Annotated in this window: 17 protein-coding genes and 1 pseudogene; 6 read left to right on the forward strand and 12 right to left on the reverse strand. The window is 66.9% G+C overall.

Going from position 1 to position 16,787, the window contains the following annotated elements; translation table 11 throughout:
• Positions 1-12: 12 nt before the first annotated feature.
• The 7 genes and pseudogenes from BMG07_RS09315 to cyoA form a co-directional block, all read right to left on the reverse strand.
• On the reverse strand, positions 13-558 hold the full coding sequence (locus BMG07_RS09315) for a response regulator transcription factor (protein WP_198084313.1): 546 nt from the start codon (positions 556-558) through the stop codon (positions 13-15).
• Entirely contained in the window at positions 539-1,957 is a 1,419-nt protein-coding gene (locus tag BMG07_RS09320) for an ATP-binding protein (protein ID WP_198084314.1), read from the reverse strand. The genes BMG07_RS09315 and BMG07_RS09320 overlap by 20 nt, the downstream gene beginning before the upstream one ends.
• A complete protein-coding gene (locus tag BMG07_RS09325; protein ID WP_198084315.1) occupies positions 1,941-2,732 on the reverse strand; it encodes an SURF1 family protein in 792 nt (263 codons plus the stop codon). The genes BMG07_RS09320 and BMG07_RS09325 overlap by 17 nt, the downstream gene beginning before the upstream one ends.
• On the reverse strand, positions 2,732-3,142 hold the full coding sequence (cyoD, locus tag BMG07_RS09330; protein ID WP_198084316.1) for a cytochrome o ubiquinol oxidase subunit IV: 411 nt from the start codon (positions 3,140-3,142) through the stop codon (positions 2,732-2,734). The genes BMG07_RS09325 and cyoD overlap by 1 nt, the downstream gene beginning before the upstream one ends.
• A complete protein-coding gene (gene cyoC, locus BMG07_RS09335; protein WP_198084317.1) occupies positions 3,139-3,798 on the reverse strand; it encodes a cytochrome o ubiquinol oxidase subunit III in 660 nt (219 codons plus the stop codon). Before cyoC ends, cyoD begins: the two co-directional genes overlap by 4 nt.
• A pseudogene (gene cyoB / locus BMG07_RS09340) lies at positions 3,791-5,793 on the reverse strand (cytochrome o ubiquinol oxidase subunit I). Before cyoB ends, cyoC begins: the two are co-directional and overlap by 8 nt.
• A gap of 2 nt (positions 5,794-5,795) precedes the next feature.
• Positions 5,796-6,821, reverse strand: a complete 1,026-nt coding sequence (gene cyoA, locus BMG07_RS09345) for a ubiquinol oxidase subunit II (RefSeq protein ID WP_198084318.1) — start codon at positions 6,819-6,821, stop codon at positions 5,796-5,798.
• Positions 6,822-7,004: 183 nt separating this feature from the next.
• Here cyoA and BMG07_RS09350 point away from each other — a divergent pair, with 183 nt between their 5' ends.
• The 3 genes from BMG07_RS09350 (at position 7,005) to BMG07_RS09360 (ending at position 9,435) form a co-directional block, all read left to right on the forward strand.
• A complete protein-coding gene (locus tag BMG07_RS09350) occupies positions 7,005-8,345 on the forward strand; it encodes an MFS transporter (RefSeq protein WP_198084319.1) in 1,341 nt (446 codons plus the stop codon).
• 83 nt (positions 8,346-8,428) lie between these two features.
• Positions 8,429-9,115, forward strand: a complete 687-nt coding sequence (locus tag BMG07_RS09355) for an HAD family phosphatase (protein ID WP_198084320.1) — start codon at positions 8,429-8,431, stop codon at positions 9,113-9,115.
• Positions 9,112-9,435: a hypothetical protein gene (locus BMG07_RS09360; protein WP_198084321.1), complete on the forward strand. Its 324-nt coding sequence runs from the start codon at positions 9,112-9,114 to the stop codon at positions 9,433-9,435. The genes BMG07_RS09355 and BMG07_RS09360 overlap by 4 nt, the downstream gene beginning before the upstream one ends.
• Here BMG07_RS09360 and BMG07_RS09365 read toward each other — a convergent pair.
• The 5 genes from BMG07_RS09365 to BMG07_RS09385 form a co-directional block, all read right to left on the reverse strand.
• Positions 9,378-10,379 carry an isopenicillin N synthase family oxygenase gene (locus tag BMG07_RS09365; RefSeq protein WP_198084322.1) on the reverse strand — a complete coding sequence of 334 codons (1,002 nt, stop codon included), beginning with the start codon at positions 10,377-10,379 and terminating at the stop codon, positions 9,378-9,380. The genes BMG07_RS09360 and BMG07_RS09365 overlap by 58 nt on opposite strands.
• Positions 10,376-11,119, reverse strand: a complete 744-nt coding sequence (locus BMG07_RS09370; protein ID WP_198084323.1) for an amino acid ABC transporter ATP-binding protein — start codon at positions 11,117-11,119, stop codon at positions 10,376-10,378. Before BMG07_RS09370 ends, BMG07_RS09365 begins: the two co-directional genes overlap by 4 nt.
• Entirely contained in the window at positions 11,116-11,826 is a 711-nt protein-coding gene (locus BMG07_RS09375; RefSeq protein WP_198084324.1) for an amino acid ABC transporter permease, read from the reverse strand. Before BMG07_RS09375 ends, BMG07_RS09370 begins: the two co-directional genes overlap by 4 nt.
• 13 nt (positions 11,827-11,839) lie before the next feature.
• Positions 11,840-12,535, reverse strand: coding sequence for an amino acid ABC transporter permease (locus BMG07_RS09380; RefSeq protein ID WP_198084325.1), 696 nt, complete (start codon positions 12,533-12,535; stop codon positions 11,840-11,842).
• A 168-nt stretch (positions 12,536-12,703) separates the two neighbouring features.
• Positions 12,704-13,531: an ABC transporter substrate-binding protein gene (locus BMG07_RS09385; RefSeq protein WP_198084326.1), complete on the reverse strand. Its 828-nt coding sequence runs from the start codon at positions 13,529-13,531 to the stop codon at positions 12,704-12,706.
• A gap of 260 nt (positions 13,532-13,791) precedes the next feature.
• Between BMG07_RS09385 and fabV the strand changes: the two genes are divergently transcribed.
• The 3 genes from fabV to BMG07_RS09400 are packed head-to-tail and all read left to right on the forward strand — an operon-like array spanning position 13,792 to position 16,709.
• A complete protein-coding gene (fabV, locus tag BMG07_RS09390; protein ID WP_198084327.1) occupies positions 13,792-14,988 on the forward strand; it encodes an enoyl-ACP reductase FabV in 1,197 nt (398 codons plus the stop codon).
• 27 nt (positions 14,989-15,015) lie between these two features.
• Positions 15,016-15,435: a group II truncated hemoglobin gene (locus BMG07_RS09395; RefSeq protein ID WP_198084328.1), complete on the forward strand. Its 420-nt coding sequence runs from the start codon at positions 15,016-15,018 to the stop codon at positions 15,433-15,435.
• Between the two features lie 50 nt (positions 15,436-15,485).
• Complete coding sequence (locus tag BMG07_RS09400; RefSeq protein WP_198084329.1) at positions 15,486-16,709, forward strand: NAD(P)/FAD-dependent oxidoreductase; 1,224 nt, start codon at positions 15,486-15,488, stop codon at positions 16,707-16,709.
• Positions 16,710-16,787: the final 78 nt, after the last annotated feature.

A 16,787-nucleotide genomic window follows, 5' to 3' on the forward strand; every position in this document is an offset into this window, starting at 1 on the left:
CGAGCCGCTACCTTACTTGACCTGCTGCTTGCCCAGCTTGCGTGCCAGCGTGCGCCGGTGCATGCCGAGCCTGCGCGCGGTCTCCGAGATGTTGAAGCCGGTCTCGGCCAGCGTCTCGTGGATGCGCTCCCATTCGAGCGTCTTGATCGAGGTCGAGCGGTTGGTCAGCTCGACCTCGGTGGTGCCCGCGGCGCGCCCGAAGGCGGCCTCGATGTCGTCGGTGTTCGACGGCTTGGCCAGGTAGTGGCAAGCGCCGAGCTTGATGGCCTCCACCGCCGTGGCAATGCTGGCAAAGCCCGTCAGCACCACGATCAGCATCTTGGCGTTGTGACGGTGCAGTATCTGCACGCAGGCCAGGCCCGAGGCCTCGCCGTTGAGCTTGAGGTCGACCACGGCATAGCCGGGCGACTGGGTTTCGAGCAGGGCCTCGACCTCGTCGAGGTTGCTCGCATGCGTCACGGCATAGCCGCGGCGCTCGAACGAGCGGCCGAGCGCGCGCGCGAAGGCATCGTCGTCCTCGACGATCAGCAACTGGCGCTCAGCTTCGGTTTCGGTCATGGCCTTGTGTTTCGGTGGTCGCGTTGCCGAGGGCTTCGGCGGCCTGGCCGTCGTTGTCCTCGTCTTCCTCTTCTTCCAGCACGATGGCCGCGAGCGGCAGCGTGATCTTCACGATGGCGCCGCCCTCGGGGCGGTTGCCCGCCGCGACCCGGCCGCCGACCGTGCGCGCCACGTTCACGACCAGGAACAGCCCCAGCCCGCCGCCGGGGCGGCCCTTGCTCGACTGGTAGGGTTTGCCGAACTCCTTCAGGATGGCCGGCAGGAAGCCGGGGCCCGCGTCGGTGACCGTGATCGTCAGCGCGTCGGCGTCGTTCGCCGCCTCCAGGCGCAGCCAGTGCGGCGACGCCTCCAGGGCATTGTCCAGCACGTTGCAGATCATCTGCTTGAGGGCCGAGTCGGAAACCATGGGCAGGTCCCGGCCAAAGTGGTTGTCGTACTCGAAGTCCTCGATGGGGCGGGTGGTGCGCCACTCTTCGATCAGGTCATCGAGGAAGGTGCTGACGGTGGTTTCTTCCGACGACTCGCCGCGCGCCTCGCCGGCCGACAGCAGGATGCCGCTCACGATGCTCTTGCAGCGCTGGATCTGCAGTTCCATCTCGGCCACCTCGGTCAGGAGCTCGGGGTCGGAGCTGAAGTGCGGCAGCCGGCGCCAGTCGCCCAGGATCACGGCCAGCGTGGCCAGCGGCGTACCCAGCTCGTGCGCCGCGCCCGAGGCCAGCAGGCCCATGCGCACGATGTGTTCTTCTTCCGAGGCGCGCTGGCGCATGTCGGCCAGCCGCGCGTCGCGTGCACGCAGGTTGCGGCTGATGCGAGTGATGAAGATCACCAGCAGCGCGGCATTGAGCGCAAAGCACACCAGCATGCCCTGGATGTAGGGGCTCCACAGGCCGCGGTTGTGGTCCAGCGGCAGCGCCAGCGGGCGCGAGAACAGCGCGAGCCCGGCAAAGCAGATGCTGGTGATGACCACGATGGTCCAGGTCGACCAGGGCTTCAGCAGCACCGCGCCCAGCGTCACCTGCAGCAGGAACAGGAACACGAAGGGGTTGGTGGCGCCGCCGCTCAGGTACAGCTGCGCCGTGAGCGTGGCCACGTCGACCAGCAGCGCGAGGAACAGTTCGCCGTTGGTCACGCGCCGGTGGCTGCGCGAGCGCAGCAGGCTCACCATGTTGAACAGGGCCAGGCAGGTCAGCACCTGCAGCATGTGGTCCAGCGGCAGCCGGATGGCAAAGCCGTAGTGCACCACCAGGATAGTGACGACCTGCCCGACCACAGCGAACCAGCGCAGCTGGATCAGCTGCTGCATGTTCTGGTGGCCGGTGGCGTTGTCCAGGCTCGCGACCCCGGCGCGCGGGGCGTGCAGTTCCCCCGCGACCGCGACCGACTCAGTCGCGGCGGGCATCTTGGGCGTGGCGGGTGTCGGCATTCGCCGCATTTTCGCTGCGCCGCACGAACCAGGCCGCGATCAGCACCATCAGCGCCAGGCCATACCAGGTCAGGGCGTAGACCAGGTGGCTGTTGGGAAAGGCGATGACGGTCAGGCCGGCGGCGGGCCAGGCGGGCGCGTCGGTGGCGGCGCCGGCTTGCGCGGGCGCTGCCTCGGCGTCGATGAAGTAGGGCGCGACGTTCGTCAGGCCGCGCGCGGCGGCAATGGCCTGCACGTCACGCGAGAACCAGCGGTCGGCGGCCGGGTCGTTGGTGCGCAGGAAGCCGCCCTTGGGCTCGGTCAGGCGCAGCAGGCCGGCCACGGTGGCCTCGCCCTGGGGCTCGGCCGCGGTGCGGGCCGGGCGCTCGCGTGCTTCAGGGGGCACGAAGCCCCGGTTGACCAGCACCACGGTGCCGTCGGCCGCGCGCAGCGGGGTCAGCACCCAGAAGCCGGCGCCGAGCTTGGTGCTGGCCTGCACCAGCGTTTCCTTGTCGTGGAGGAAAGTGCCGGCAAGGCGGATGTGCCGGTATTCGTCGTTGGCCGCGTTGACGGTGGGCCATTCGTTTCGCCCGGGGGCCGTGGTGGCCGGGGCATGCACGCGCTGGTCGACGCGTGCGATGAGATCGAGCTTCCAGGCCCTGCGCTCGACCTGCCAGGTCCCCAGCGCGATGAAGCCGGCGAAGGCGATGACGGCGCAGACCGCCAGCGCCACCCGCGCGGCGGTGGAGCGCTGGCGAACTGCCGGCGCCATCAGGGCATGTTCTTCATGTCGTGCATCATGACCGGCATCATGTTGGTGTTCATGTGATACATGACCCACAACGAGCCGGCCAACGTGATGACCACGACCACGAGCGTGAAGATCAGCGCCAGCATGTTCCAGCCGCCTTCGGACTTGGCGTCCATGTGCAGGAAATAGATCATGTGCACGACGATCTGCACCACGGCGAAGGCCAGGATGACGAGGGCGGTGGTGTTCGGCTTGTCGAACACCTTGGCCATCACGACCCAGAACGGAATGGCGGTGAGGATCACGGCCAGCACGAAGCCGGTCATGTAGCCCTTGAAGGTGCTGTGGCTCACGGGACCATCGTCGTGGTGGTCGCCGTGGCTGTCATGGCCATGTGCGCCATGGCCGGCGGTTTCGATATGCGCGCTCATTGCAGCGATCCCATCAGGTACACGAAGGTGAAGACGCCGATCCAGACCACGTCCAGAAAGTGCCAGAACATCGACAGGCACATCAGGCGGCGGCGGTTGGCGGCGGTGAAGCCGTGCTTGGGCAGCTGCACCATCAGCACGATGAGCCAGACGATGCCGAAGGTCACGTGCAGGCCGTGGGTGCCCACCAGCGCGAAGAACGACGACAGGAACGCGCTGCGCTGCGGGCCGGCGCCTTCGTGCAGCAGGTGCGCGAATTCATACAGTTCCAGGCCGATGAAGCCCGCGCCCAGCAGGCCGGTGATGGCCAGCCAGACCAGCACGCCGCCCATGCGCTTGCGCTGCATCTCGAGCATGGCGAAGCCGTAGGTGATCGACGACAGCAGCAGCAGCGAGGTGTTGATCGCCACCAGCGGCAGGTCGAACAGGTCGGCGCCCGAGGGGCCGGCCGCGTAGCTGCGGCCCAGCACGCCGTACACCGCGAACAGGCAGGCGAACACCAGGCAGTCGCTCATCAGGTAGAGCCAGAACCCCAGCAGGGTTCCGTTCTCCGGATGATGGTCTTCGTTGCGGACGTTGAACAGCTCGAAGGTCGGCACGCTCGCGGCGTTGCCGCCGGTGTTCGTGTGGGAGGGGAGGGCGGTACTGTTAGACATGGGCAGCCAGGAGGCGCGTGCGCGCGTCTTCGGTGCTAACGACTTCTTCCGTGGGGATGTGATAGTCGCGCTTGTAGTTGAAGGTGTGAATGATCACGGCGGCGAGCATGGCGACGAAGCCGAGGCCGGCCACGAGCCACATCTGCCAGATCAGCGCGAAGCCGCACGCCGCAGCCAGGGCCGCGATGATGAAGCCGGCGGCCGTGTTCTTGGGCATGTGGATCGGGCTGAAGCCGTCCAGCGGACGCTGGTAGCCGCGAGCCTTCATGTCCGACCAGGCGTCGTTGTCGTGCACGCGGGGCGTGAACGCGAAGTTGTAGGCCGGCGGGGGCGACGAGGTCGACCATTCCAGCGTGCGGCCGTTCCACGGGTCGCCCGTGGTGTCGCGCAGCGATTCGCGGCGGATGAAGCTCACCACCAGCTGGATGATGAACGAGGCGATACCCAGGGCGATCAGCACGGCGCCGAAGGCGGCGATCTGGAACCAGATCTGCAGCGACATGTCCTGGAAGTGGCTCATGCGGCGGGTGACGCCCATCAGGCCCAGGATGTACAGCGGCATGAAGGCGAACCAGAAGCCGACGATCCAGAACCAGAACGAGCACTTGCCCCAGAACGGGTCGAGCTTGTAGCCGAAGGCCTTGGGGAACCAGTAGGTGATGCCCGCCAGCATGCCGAACAGCACGCCGCCGATGATCACGTTGTGGAAGTGGGCGATCAGGAACAGGCTGTTGTGCAGCACGAAGTCGGCCGGGGGAACGGCCAGCAGCACGCCGGTCATGCCGCCGATCACGAAGGTGATCATGAAGCCGATGGTCCACATCATGGGCAGCTCGAAACGGATGCGGCCGCGGTACATGGTGAAGAGCCAGTTGAAGATCTTCGCCCCTGTCGGGATCGAGATGATCATCGTCGTGATGCCGAAGAACGAATTCACGCTGGCGCCGGAGCCCATGGTGAAGAAGTGGTGCAGCCACACGAGGTACGACAGGATGGTGATCACGACCGTGGCGTACACCATCGAGGCGTAGCCGAACAGGCGCTTGCCCGAGAAGGTGGAGACCACTTCCGAGAAGATGCCGAAGGCCGGAAGGATCAGGATGTACACCTCGGGGTGGCCCCAGATCCAGATCAGGTTCACGTACATCATGGCGTTGCCGCCCATGTCGTTCGTGAAGAAGTTGGTGCCTGCGTAGCGGTCCAGCGACAGCAGGGCCAGCACGGCGGTCAGCACCGGGAAGGCGGCGACGATCAGCACGTTGGTGCACAGGGCGGTCCAGGTGAAGACGGGCATCTTCATCATGGTCATGCCGGGCGCGCGCATCTTCACGATGGTGGCCAGCAAATTCACGCCGGAAAGCAATGTGCCCACCCCCGCGATCTGCAGCGACCATATGTAGTAGTCGACCCCCACGTCGGGGCTGTAGAGAATGCCCGACAGCGGCGGGTAGGCCAGCCAGCCGGTCTTGGCGAACTCACCGACGAACAGCGACGCCATCACGAGGCCGGCGCCGAAGGTGGTCATCCAGAAGCTGAAGTTGTTCAGGAACGGGAAGGCCACGTCGCGCGCGCCGATCTGAAGCGGCACCACGAAGTTCATGAGGCCCGTGACCAGCGGCATCGCCACGAAGAAGATCATGATCACGCCGTGGGCGGTGAAGACCTGGTCGTAGTGGTGCGGCGGCAGGAAGCCCGCGTTGTCGCCGAAGGCGAAGGCCTGCTGGGCCCGCATCATCAGGCGTCGGAGAAGCCGCGCAGCAGCATCACCAGGCCCAGGATGATGTACATGATGCCGATCTTCTTGTGGTCGATGCTGGTGATCCAGTCGCGCCACAGCGTGCCCCACACCTTGAAGTAGGTGATGGCGCCCAGCAGTGCGATGCCGCCGAGCACGACTGCGATGAAGGTCACGAGCAGGATGGGCTCGTGGAAAGGAATCGCCTCCCACGTGAGGCGACCGAAGATCAACTTCGTCAGGTCAAGGTTCTGGAGCATCGTTATTCTTCGGTGGTGCACATCGCGGTGACGTACTTGCGCTTGGGAGAAGTGAGGGTGTCGTCCAGCCAGGCCTGCTTGGTGGCGACGTTGAACGCGCCGGGCTTGCCCATGCCGCCATCGGCGTCGATGGCCATCATTTCCTTCATGCACATCTTGTTGCGGTCGACGCACAGGTTCAGGATGGCGTCGTACAGGGCAGGGTCCACGGCGGCGTAGTGGCGCACGGGCTCGCGCTCGCTGGGCACTTCGAGCTTCTTGTACTGCTCGCGGGTCAGCTCGCCTTCCTTGCCGGCCTTGACCTTCTGGACCCACTGGTCGAAGTCGCCGTCGCTCAGGCCGTGGAACTTGAAGCGCATGCCCGAGAAGCCGGCGCCGCTGTAGTTGGCGGAGAAGCCATCGAACTCACCCGGCTTGTTGATCACCGCGTGCAGCTTGGTCTCCATGCCCGGCATGGCGTAGATCTGGCCGGCCAGCGCGGGGATGAAGAACGAGTTCATGACCGACGAGGCCGTGATCTTGAAGCTGATCGGGCGGTCCACCGGGGCGGCCAGCTCGTTCACCGTGGCAATGCCTTGCTCGGGGTAGATGAACAGCCACTTCCAGTCGAGCGCCACCACTTCGACCACCAGCGGCTTGGTGTCCGCGGGAATCGGGCGCTGCGCGTCGAGGCGGCGCAGCGGCTGGTAGGGGTCGAGCACGTGGGTGCTGATCCAGGTGATCGCGCCCAGCGCGATGATGATCAGCAGCGGCGCCGCCCAGATGGCCAGCTCGAGTTGCGTCGAGTGGTCCCAGTCGGGGCTGTAGGTGGCCTCCTTGTTCGACTGGCGGTAACGCCAGGCAAAGAAGATGGTCAGCGCGATCACCGGGATGATGATGATCAGCATCAGCACGGTAGAGACGACGATGAGGCGTCCCTGCTGATTGGCGATGTCGCCGGAGGGGTTCATCAGCACCGTGTTGCAGCCCGCCAGGAGCATGGCGGGAAGCAGCAGGAGCGATCGGCGAAGGTTCTTGAGGATGTGCATGCCGGGGGAAAGGAGGTGCGGGGGCGACGCAAAAAGACCCCACAATCTACGCCTGAAGACGGGTTTCGCCTATTGGACGTTTTGTCCTATGGCGGTAAATGTGTTTCAGTGAGACGCTACAGGGTGTCCAATGGTCCTTCCTATGTGTCACGTCGCGACGTGACACCCGAATTACAGCAAGCAATGACGACGTCCAGCATCAGCACGCAAGGTGACCACCCGCTGCCGCACTCGCCCGAACGTGGCGCCCGGCAAGGTGGCGACGACCACTCGCACATCGCCCCCGGCGAAATCGCGGTCGGCGTGATCATCGGCCGCGCCTCCGAATATTTCGACTTCTTTGTCTACGGCATCGCTTCGGTGCTGGTGTTTCCGGCGGTTTTCTTCCCCTTCGAGCAACACCTTGAAGGTGTTCTGTACTCCTTCCTGATCTTTTCCTTCGCCTTCATCGCGCGTCCGTTCGGAACTGTCATCTCGATGATCATCCAGCGACGATTCGGGCGCGAGGCCAAGCTCACGCTGGCGCTGTTCGTGCTCGGCACGTCGACCGCCGGCATCGCCTTCCTGCCGGGCTATGCGAGCCTGGGCTTCACGGCCATCGTGCTGCTGTCGGTGTTCCGCTTCAGCCAGGGCCTGGCGCTGGGCGGTTCGTGGGACGGCCTGCCGTCGCTGCTGGCGCTGAACGCACCGGCCAACCGCCGCGGCTGGTACGCCATGCTGGGCCAGCTGGGCGCGCCCATCGGCTTCTTCCTCGCCAGTGCGCTGTTCGCCTACCTGTATTCGAGCCTGCCGCCCGAGGACTTCCTCGACTGGGGCTGGCGCTACACCTTCTACGTGGCCTTCGCCATCAACGTGGTGGCGCTGTTCGCCCGCCTGCGCCTGGTGGCCACCGACGACTACTCGCGCCTGCTCGAAGAGCGCGAACTGGAGCCCACCAGCGCGACCGAACTGGTCAGCTCGCAGGGCGCCAACATCCTGATCGGCGCGTTCGCCGCGCTGGCCAGCTACGCGCTGTTCCACCTGATCACGGTGTTCCCGCTGTCGTGGATCACGCTGTACTCCGACCAGTCGGTCACCGAATTCCTCGTGGTGCAGATGATCGGCGCGGTGCTCGGCGCCGCCGGCATCGTGGCCTCCGGCCTGCTGGCCGACCGCATCGGCCGCCGCTTCACGCTGGGCGGCCTGGCGGCGGTGATCGCGGCCTTCAGCGGCTTTGCGCCCACGCTGCTCGACGGCGGCCGTGTCGGCCAGGACATCTTCATTCTGGTGGGCTTCGTGATCCTGGGCCTGTCGTACGGCCAGGCGGCCGGCGCCGTGACCTCGAACTTCGCGCCCAAGTACCGCTACGTAGGCGCCGCCCTGACGGCCGACGTGGCCTGGCTGATTGGCGCGGCGTTCGCGCCGCTGGTCGCCCTGGGCCTGTCGGCCCACTTCGGCCTGGCCTATGTCAGCATCTACCTGCTGTCCGGCGCCATTGCCACGCTGGCCGCGCTGGGCCTGAACCGGGCGCTGGCGCGCGACTGACAAGAAAACCGGCGGCAACCACCGCCGCCGTTCTTTCAAAAGGGGCCTGTCGGCCCCTTTTTCTTTTTCATTAGGATGCACCCATGTTCGCCGCCGCAATTTTCGACATGGACGGGCTGCTCATCGACTCCGAGCGCCCCATCATGGCCGCCTGGATCGAGGCCGCCCGCACGCTCGACATCGAGCTTTCGCACAGCCAGTACCTGCAGGTCGTGGGGCTCTCCACGGTGGAGTCCGAGCACATCCTGGCGTCGCTGCTGGGAGGCCCCGACGCCTACCGCCACGCCATCGAGCATGTGCGCCAGTACCTGCAGCTTGAGCGCTCGGACGGCGCGCCGCTGTTTCCCATCAAGCCCGGCGCGGCCGAATTCCTGAGCGCGTTACGTGAACGCGGCATCCGCTGCGCCGTGGCCTCGTCGTCCACCAGCCGGCAAATTCAGGCCTGCCTCGGCAGCCTGGGCCTGCTGCACCATTTCTCGGCCTTCGCGGGCGGCGACGAAGTGGCGCGCGCCAAGCCCGACCCTGCGCTCTACCTGCTCGCGGCCGAGCGGCTGGGCGTGGCCCCGGCCGACTGCATCGCCTTCGAAGACAGCGAGAACGGCGCCAAGTCCGCGCTCGCGGCGGGCCTGCGCGTGGTGGTGGTGCCCGACCTCAAGCACCCGCCCGAGGCCATCGTCGGGCGCGCGTTCCATGTGCTCGAGTCGCTGCACGACGCGGTGCCGCATTTGCCGCGCTGGTTTCCGCCGGTGCCCGTCGAAAAGCCCGCATGATCAAGATCGGCACGCTCTGCCATGTGGTCGACAGCTGCCTGGCGTCGCCCTTCACGGAGCGTGCGGTCGGGCGGATCGTCGAAGTGGTCTCGCCGCCCTATGAAGCGCCGAGCGAGCGCTACCTGCCCGGCACGTACTACGACGTGCTGTTCGAGGGCTGGACCTTCTACTGCCGCAGCGACAAGCTCGTGCCCATCTCCGACCCCGACGCCGACATCGAGCGCTGGGAAGACGCCTTCCTCGACGAACCGACCCCAGCGGCTCAGAGCACTTCGTCGCGCAACTGCGGGAACACCTTCGACACCTTCGCCAGCAGGTAGTCGCCGTAGCGACCGCTGAAGGCGTGCACGTTGGCGCGGTCCCAGCGCTCGGCGCTGTCGTCGAGCGCCTCGGCGCCGGCCAGCCCCTCGATGCGCTGCACGCGCGCCTCGAAATTCGGATCGAAGAACAGCGGGAACGACAGCCTGTCGTGCCCCGAGGTGTTGCGCTTCACGCGGTGCGGCGTCGACTTGTAGAGCCCGCCGGTCATGCGGTCGAGCATGTCGCCGATGTTGCAGACGAACGAGTCCGCCACGGGCGGCGCGTCGATCCAGCCGCCGGGCGTGTGCACCGCGAGGCCGCCGATGTGGTCCTGGTGCAGGATGGTGAGCAGCCCGTAGTCGGTGTGCTCGCCCACGCCCCATTGCACGTCGAGCCCTTCAGGCACGGCCTGCGACGGGTAGTTGAACAGCCGGAACAGGATCAGCGGGTCGCCCGTGTAGCGCTCGGCGAAGTAGCCGGCCGGCAGGCCCAGGCTCAGCGCAATGCCTTCCATGAGCCGGTGGCCCAGTTGCGTGACGGCCGCCATGTAGTCGAGGATGGTCTCGCGAAAGCCCGGCACGTCGGGGAACAGGTTGGGCCCGTGCACCGGCGTCTTCGCCTGCACCAGCGGGTGCGTGGCGGGCAGCTCGGTGCCCAGGTAGAGGCCTTCCTTCCAGTCGGGGCGGCCCGAGGTCAGCTCGCCGCCCAGCGGAAAGAAGCCGCGCCACGCGCGCCCGCCCAGCGCCATGCGCCACTGCATCTTCGTTTCTTCGGGCAGTTCGAAGAAGCGGTGGCTCAGGTCTTCGAGCCGCTTGACCAGCGCGGCGTCGACGCCGTGGCCGGTCACGTAGAAAAAGCCGTGCGCGCGGCAGGCGTCGCCGATCTGCGCGGCGACGGCGTCGCGCCCGGCGGTGCCGGCAACCAGCGCCGAAACGTCGATGAGGGGAAGGGATGCGTCGGTCATGCGTCTCTCGAGAAAGGGGATCGGATGTCGGACAAGAACTGCTGCGCGCGCGGATGCTGCGGGCGGTTGAAGAAGTCGTCGGGCGTGGCGCGCTCCAGCACCTTGCCCTCGTCCATGAACAGCACGCGGTCGGCCACCTCGCGCGCAAAGCCCATCTCGTGCGTCACGCAGACCATGGTCATGCCGTCGCGCGTGAGGTCGCGCATCACCAGCAGCACCTCGCCGACCATCTCGGGGTCGAGCGCGCTGGTGGGCTCGTCGAACAGCATCAGCGGCGGCTGCATGGCCAGCGCGCGCGCAATGGCCACGCGCTGCTGCTGGCCGCCCGACAGCTCGCTGGGCCACGCGTTGGCCTTGTTCGACAGGCCCACGCGGTGCAGCAGCGCCATCGCGCGCTCGTCGGCTTCCTTGCGCGAGAGGCCGCGCAGTTGCATCGGCGCCATGGTGCAGTTCTGCAGCACCGTGAGGTGCGGGAACAGGTTGAACTGCTGGAACACGAAGCCGATGCGCGAGCGGAACGCGTTCACGTCGAGCCCCGGCGCGTGGATGTCCTGCCCGTTCACCATGATGCGGCCCGACTGGATGGGCTCCAGCCGGTTGAAGGTGCGGATCAGCGTCGACTTGCCCGAGCCCGAGGGCCCGCACACCACGACGACCTCGCCCTTGTGGATGGTTTCGGTGATGTCGACCAGCGCGTGATAGCTGCCGTACCACTTGTTGACTTTTTCGAGTTCGATCATGCGGACACCTTGGGGCCGACGGTGGAGATGCCGCGGCGCGCGAGCCGGCGTTCGAGCCAGTAGGCGAAGCGCGACAGGCCGAAGCAGAGAATGAAATACGTGCCGCCCAGGATCAGGTAGATCTGCGCGGGCTTGGTGAACACCTGCGTGTTGATCTGCGTGGCGATGAACGACACCTCGGCCAGCCCGATGATGTAGCCCAGCGAGGTCTCCTTGATGGTCGAGACGAACTGGTTCACCAGCGAGGGCAGCATGCTGCGCAGCGCCTGCGGCAGCACCACGAGCCGCATCGCGCGGCCGTAGCCCAGGCCCAGCGCGCGGGCGGTTTCCATCTGCCCGCGCGGCAGGCCCTGGATGCCGGCGCGCACGATCTCGGCGAGGTAGGCCGCGTCGAACACCACCAGCGCGATCAGCATGGTGGTGAACTGGTCGGTCTTGATGCCGGTGACGCTGGGCAGGAAGAAGTAGGCCCAGAAGATCACCATCAGAAGCGGCAGTCCGCGCACCACGAACACGAAGGCCGTGACCGGCCAGCGCAGCCAGCGCCACGGGCTCACGCGCGCCAGGCCCAGCACGATGCCCAGCGGCAGCGCCAGCACCAGCCCGCACGAGGCCAGCAGCAGCGTGAGCACCAGCCCGCCGAGCGGGCCGTTCGGGTACTGCCCGATGAGGAAGTAGACCCAGTAGTCGTTGATGATCTCTAGCATCGGTGCGCCGCCTTCAGATGGTCCGCACCGGGAAGCGGTGGTGGTACCAGGTCGCCAGCCCCGTGATGGCCAGCGACACCGTGAGATACGCCGCGCTCGCGAACGCGAACGACTCGAAGCTGCGGAAGGTCGCGCTCTCGACCTGGCCGGCCTGGTACATCAGCTCGGCCACGCCGATGACGGTGGCGATGGAGGTGTTCTTCCACAGGCTCAGCGTCTGCGAGATCAGCGGCGGAACGGTCACGCGCAGCGCCTGCGGCAGCACCACGCGGCGCATGGTCGCGAGGTAGCTGAAGCCCATGGCGCGCCCGGCCTCGAACTGCACGGTGGGAATCGCGCGGATGCCGCTGCGGATGTCCTCGGCCATGAAGGCCGCCGTGTACAGCGCCAGCGCGATCACCGCGCTGAAGGCCTCGATGTGCCCCGCGTAGAGCCACTGCTTGATGCCCTCGGGCAGCAGCTCGGGCGCGCCGAAATACCAGAACAGCATGTGCGCGAGCAGCGGGATGTTGCGGATCGACTCCACGTACGCAAAGCCGAGCCAGCGCAGCGGCGCGAACGGCGACAGCCGCAGGAGCGCCACCACCAGCGCGATGGGCAGCGCCAGCACCAGCGCGGCCGCGAGCAGCTGCAGCGACAGCAGCAGGCCCGCGACCAGCATGTCGTGGTACTTGCCGGTGAGCAGCAAGGAATAGTCGAACAAAGGCATGGGGGGCGACAGTATCACCGTCGCGGTGGGAGTTGGCTCCCTCCCCCGTTGGGGGAGGGTTGGGGTGGGGGCTCGGCGGCGATCGGTGCGTCGCCGCCTGTGCGGAGGCCGCTTGCCCCCATCCCGGCCTTCCCCCAGAGGGGGAAGGAGAAAGTCAAAGCCAGGGGCTCAGTCGATCTTGTCGCTGTCGAGCTTGAAGTCGCGCGTCTGGAAGCCCGAGGCCGTGTTCGGGCCGTACCACTTGATGAAGATCTTCTCGGCTTCGCCCGACTTCTCGAGCTCGCGCAGCGTGTCGTCCACCACGGCCTTCAGGCCGCTCTCGCCCTTCTTGATGCCGATGGCCAACGCCTCGGTGCTCAGGTTCTGCTTGAGCACTACGTACTGCGCCTTCTGCGGGCCCAGCTTGGCGTAGCTGCGCAGCAGCGCGGCCTCGTCGTCCACGTAGCCCACGCCCTTGCCCTGCTGCAGCGCCTGGAAGGCCTGCTGGCTCGTGTCGAAGGTCACGACCTCGACGTTGGGCACGGCCTTGCGGATGTTCGGCTCCTGCGTGCCGCCGCGGATGGTCAGCACCTTCTTGCCCGCGAGCTGCGGCACTTCGTTGATGCCGCTGCCCTTCTTCACGATGGCCTTCTGGCCGGTCACGAAGGTGGTGAGCGAGAAGTCGATCTGCGCCTCGCGCTCCTTGTTGTGCGTAAGGCCGGCGGCCACCAGGTCGACGTGGCCCTGCTGCAGCTCGGGAATGCGCGCGGCCACGGCGATCTGCTTGAGCACCGGCTTCACGCCGATCTTCTTGGCGACGGCGTTGACCAGGTCGACCTCGTAGCCGACGATCTGGCGCGTCTTCGGGTCGACGAAGGTCGCGGGCTCGTCGGTGCCGAGCACCCCGACGACCAGCTCGCCCTTCTTCTTGATGTCCGCCAACTGGTCGGCGTGGGCGAGCGTGCCCAGCAGCAGCGTGGATGCGGCGACGGCCGCGGCAATCAGGTTCAAGCGCATGTTCTTCTCCTTCGGTGAAAGCAGGGCATGACCATATCAATAAAACTTCAGATCATTAAATGGTGAATTCATATATCGACATGTGTGTGCGGCTATGAGCGGGGCGCCGGCCCTCTCGTGCCTGTGGGTCTGCTGAACGTCCGGATTTGCTGCTGGGTTAAATTCACGTCGCGACCGGCCGGTCGTAAACAAAAGTGCGCTCTCCCCGAGGCATGCCCCGGCCGCTCTTTCCAGATACCTCATCCAGCGAGTTCTTCTCCATGATCATCAAACCGCGTGTGCGCGGCTTCATCTGCGTGACGACCCACCCGACGGGTTGCGAAGCCAACGTCCAGCAACAGATCGACTACGTCAAGGCCCGGCCGCCCATCGCGGGCGGCCCGAAGAAGGTGCTGGTCATCGGCGCGTCGACCGGCTACGGCCTGGCCGCGCGCATCACCGCCGCCTTCGGCTGCGGCGCCGACACGCTCGGCGTGTTCTTCGAGCGCGCGGGCACCGAGAGCCGCCCGGGCTCGCCCGGCTGGTACAACACCGCCGCCTTCCACCGCGCGGCCACGGCCGAGGGCCGCTATGCCAGGAGCATCAACGGCGACGGCTTCTCGGACGAAGTCAAGCAACTGACCATCGACGCCATTCGCGCCGACCTCGGGCAGGTCGACCTCGTGGTCTACAGCCTGGCCGCGCCGCGCCGCACGCACCCGAAGACGGGGCAGGTCTTCAACTCGGTGCTCAAGCCCATCGGCAAGTCGGTGAACCTGCGCGGTCTGGACACCGACAACGAAGTGGTGAAGGAGTCGGTGCTCGAGCCCGCCACGCAGGAAGAGATCGACAACACCGTGGCCGTGATGGGCGGCGAAGACTGGCAGATGTGGATCGACGCGCTGCAGCAGGCCGGCGTGCTGGCCGACGGCGCCAAGACCACGGCCTTCACCTACCTGGGCGAGCAGATCACGCACGACATCTACTGGAACGGCTCCATCGGCGCCGCCAAGAAAGACCTGGACGAGAAGGTGCTGGGCATTCGCGCACAGCTGGCCGCGAAGGGCGGCGACGCGCGCGTGTCGGTGCTGAAGGCGGTGGTCACGCAGGCCAGCTCGGCCATTCCGATGATGCCGCTGTACCTGTCGCTGCTGTTCAAGGTGATGAAGGAGCAGGGCACGCACGAAGGCTGCATCGAGCAGGTTCACGGCCTCTATGCCGAGAGCCTCTACGGCAGCGCGCCGCACCTCGACGACGAAGGCCGCCTGCGCGCCGACTACAAGGAACTGTCGCCGCAGGTGCAGTCGCGCGTGCAGGAGCTGTGGCCGCAGGTGACCAACGAGAACCTCGATGCGATCAGCGATTTCGCGGGCTACAAGACCGAGTTCCTGCGGCTCTTCGGCTTCGCGGTGCAGGGCGTGGACTACGAGGCCGATGTGAACCCCGATGTGGGAATTCCGAACCTCGTGCAGGCCTGACGAGACCCTGGAGGGATACTCCCGCCCATGCAGATTCAAGAAAAGCCGCCCGCCGGCACGCCGTTCGACTGGATCGGCGGCGAACCGAAAGTGGAGGCGCTGGTCGAGCGCTTCTATGACCTGATGGACCTCGAGCCCGCCTACGCGCAACTGCGCGCGGTGCACGGCACCAGCCTCGACAACGCACGCCAGCGCCTGTTCTGGTTCCTGTGCGGATGGCTGGGCGGCCCGCAGCACTACACCGACCGCTTCGGCCACCCGATGCTGCGCGCGCGGCATTTGCCGCAGAGCATCGGCGGGCACAGCATCGGCATCAAGGAACGCGACCAGTGGCTGGCCTGCATGGACCAGGCGATGGGCGAGACGGGCGTGGCCGAAGACCTGCGCGCCAGGCTGCGCGACTCCTTCTTCAAGACCGCCGACTGGATGCGCAACCGCGGTGAGTGACTGACTGCCAGACCGACCACACAACGATTCCGAAAGACGTTTCTCTCATCATGAATTCCATCGTCATCATCGGCGGCGGCCACGCCGCGGCCCAGCTCTGCGCCGGCCTTGCGGAAGCGGGGCAGGGCGCGCGCGTTCACCTCGTCTGCGAGGAGGCTTGCGAGCCGTACCACCGTCCGCCGCTGTCCAAGGCTTTCCTCAAGAGCGCGGAAGAGACGACGCAGCCGCACAAGGCCGCCGATTGGTACCGCGAAGCGGGCATCACGCTGCACCTGGGCGACGCGGCCGTGGCCATCGACCGCGAGGCGCACACCGTCACGCTGCGTTCGGGCGCGGTGCTGCCGTGGGAACAGCTGGTGCTGGCCACCGGCACGCGCGCGCGCCAGATGCCCGACCTGAAGCAGGGCCTGGAAAACGTCGCGAGCCTGCGCGCGGCCGACGAGGCGCATCGCCTGCGTTCGCGTCTCGCATCGGCCGAGAAGGTCACCGTGCTGGGCGGCGGTTTCATCGGGCTCGAAGTGGCGGCCACGGCCAAGGCGCTGGGCAAGTCGGTGCAGGTGATCGAAAGCGCGCCGCGCCTGCTGGGCCGCGCCGTGTCGCCCGAGCTGTCGGCGCATGTGCTGGCCACGCACCGCGCGGCCGGCATCGACATCGTGCTCGGCGCGCAGACCGGTGCGTTCGAGGTCGAAGGCGACCGGCTGGTGTCGGTGCAGGTCAACGGCGTGAAGCAGCCGGTCGACCTGCTGCTGCTGGGCATCGGCGCGGTGCCCGAGACTGCGCTCGCGCAGGCCGCCGGCATCGAGTGCGCCGACGGCATCGTGGTCGATGCGCAGATGCAGACCAGCGCGGCCGGCGTGCTCGCGGTGGGCGACTGCACGCGCTTTCCCGACCGCCGCGCGGGCCGCGCGCTGCGGCTGGAGTCGGTGCAGAACGCGAACGACCAGGCCCGCACGGCCGTGGCCACGCTCACCGGCACGGCGCGCGACCACGACGCGGTTGCGTGGTTCTGGTCCGACCAGGGCAGCATGCGCCTGCAGATGGCGGGCCTGATGCCGGCCGAAGGCACGCCGGGCCTGAGCAGCGTGCGCCGCCCCGGGCCGAAGCCCGAAGCTTTCTCGCTGTTCCACTATGTCGACGGGCAACTGGTGTGCGTCGAGTCGGTCAATGCGCCGGTCGACCACATGATGAGCCGCAAGCTGCTCGAAGCCGGCCGCAGCCCCGATGCGGCGGCGGTGGCCGATGCGTCGGTGCCGCTGAAGAACCACCTGTCTTAACCTGCCGTTCAGCAACTGTCGCGGGCGCGCTGCAGTCAGGCTGGATTCACCAGCCTGTCACTTCGCTTTCAGAGACTG

It is taken from the genome of Variovorax sp. E3 (assembly GCF_016082275.1).
Taxonomy (GTDB): Bacteria; Pseudomonadota; Gammaproteobacteria; order Burkholderiales; family Burkholderiaceae_C; genus Variovorax.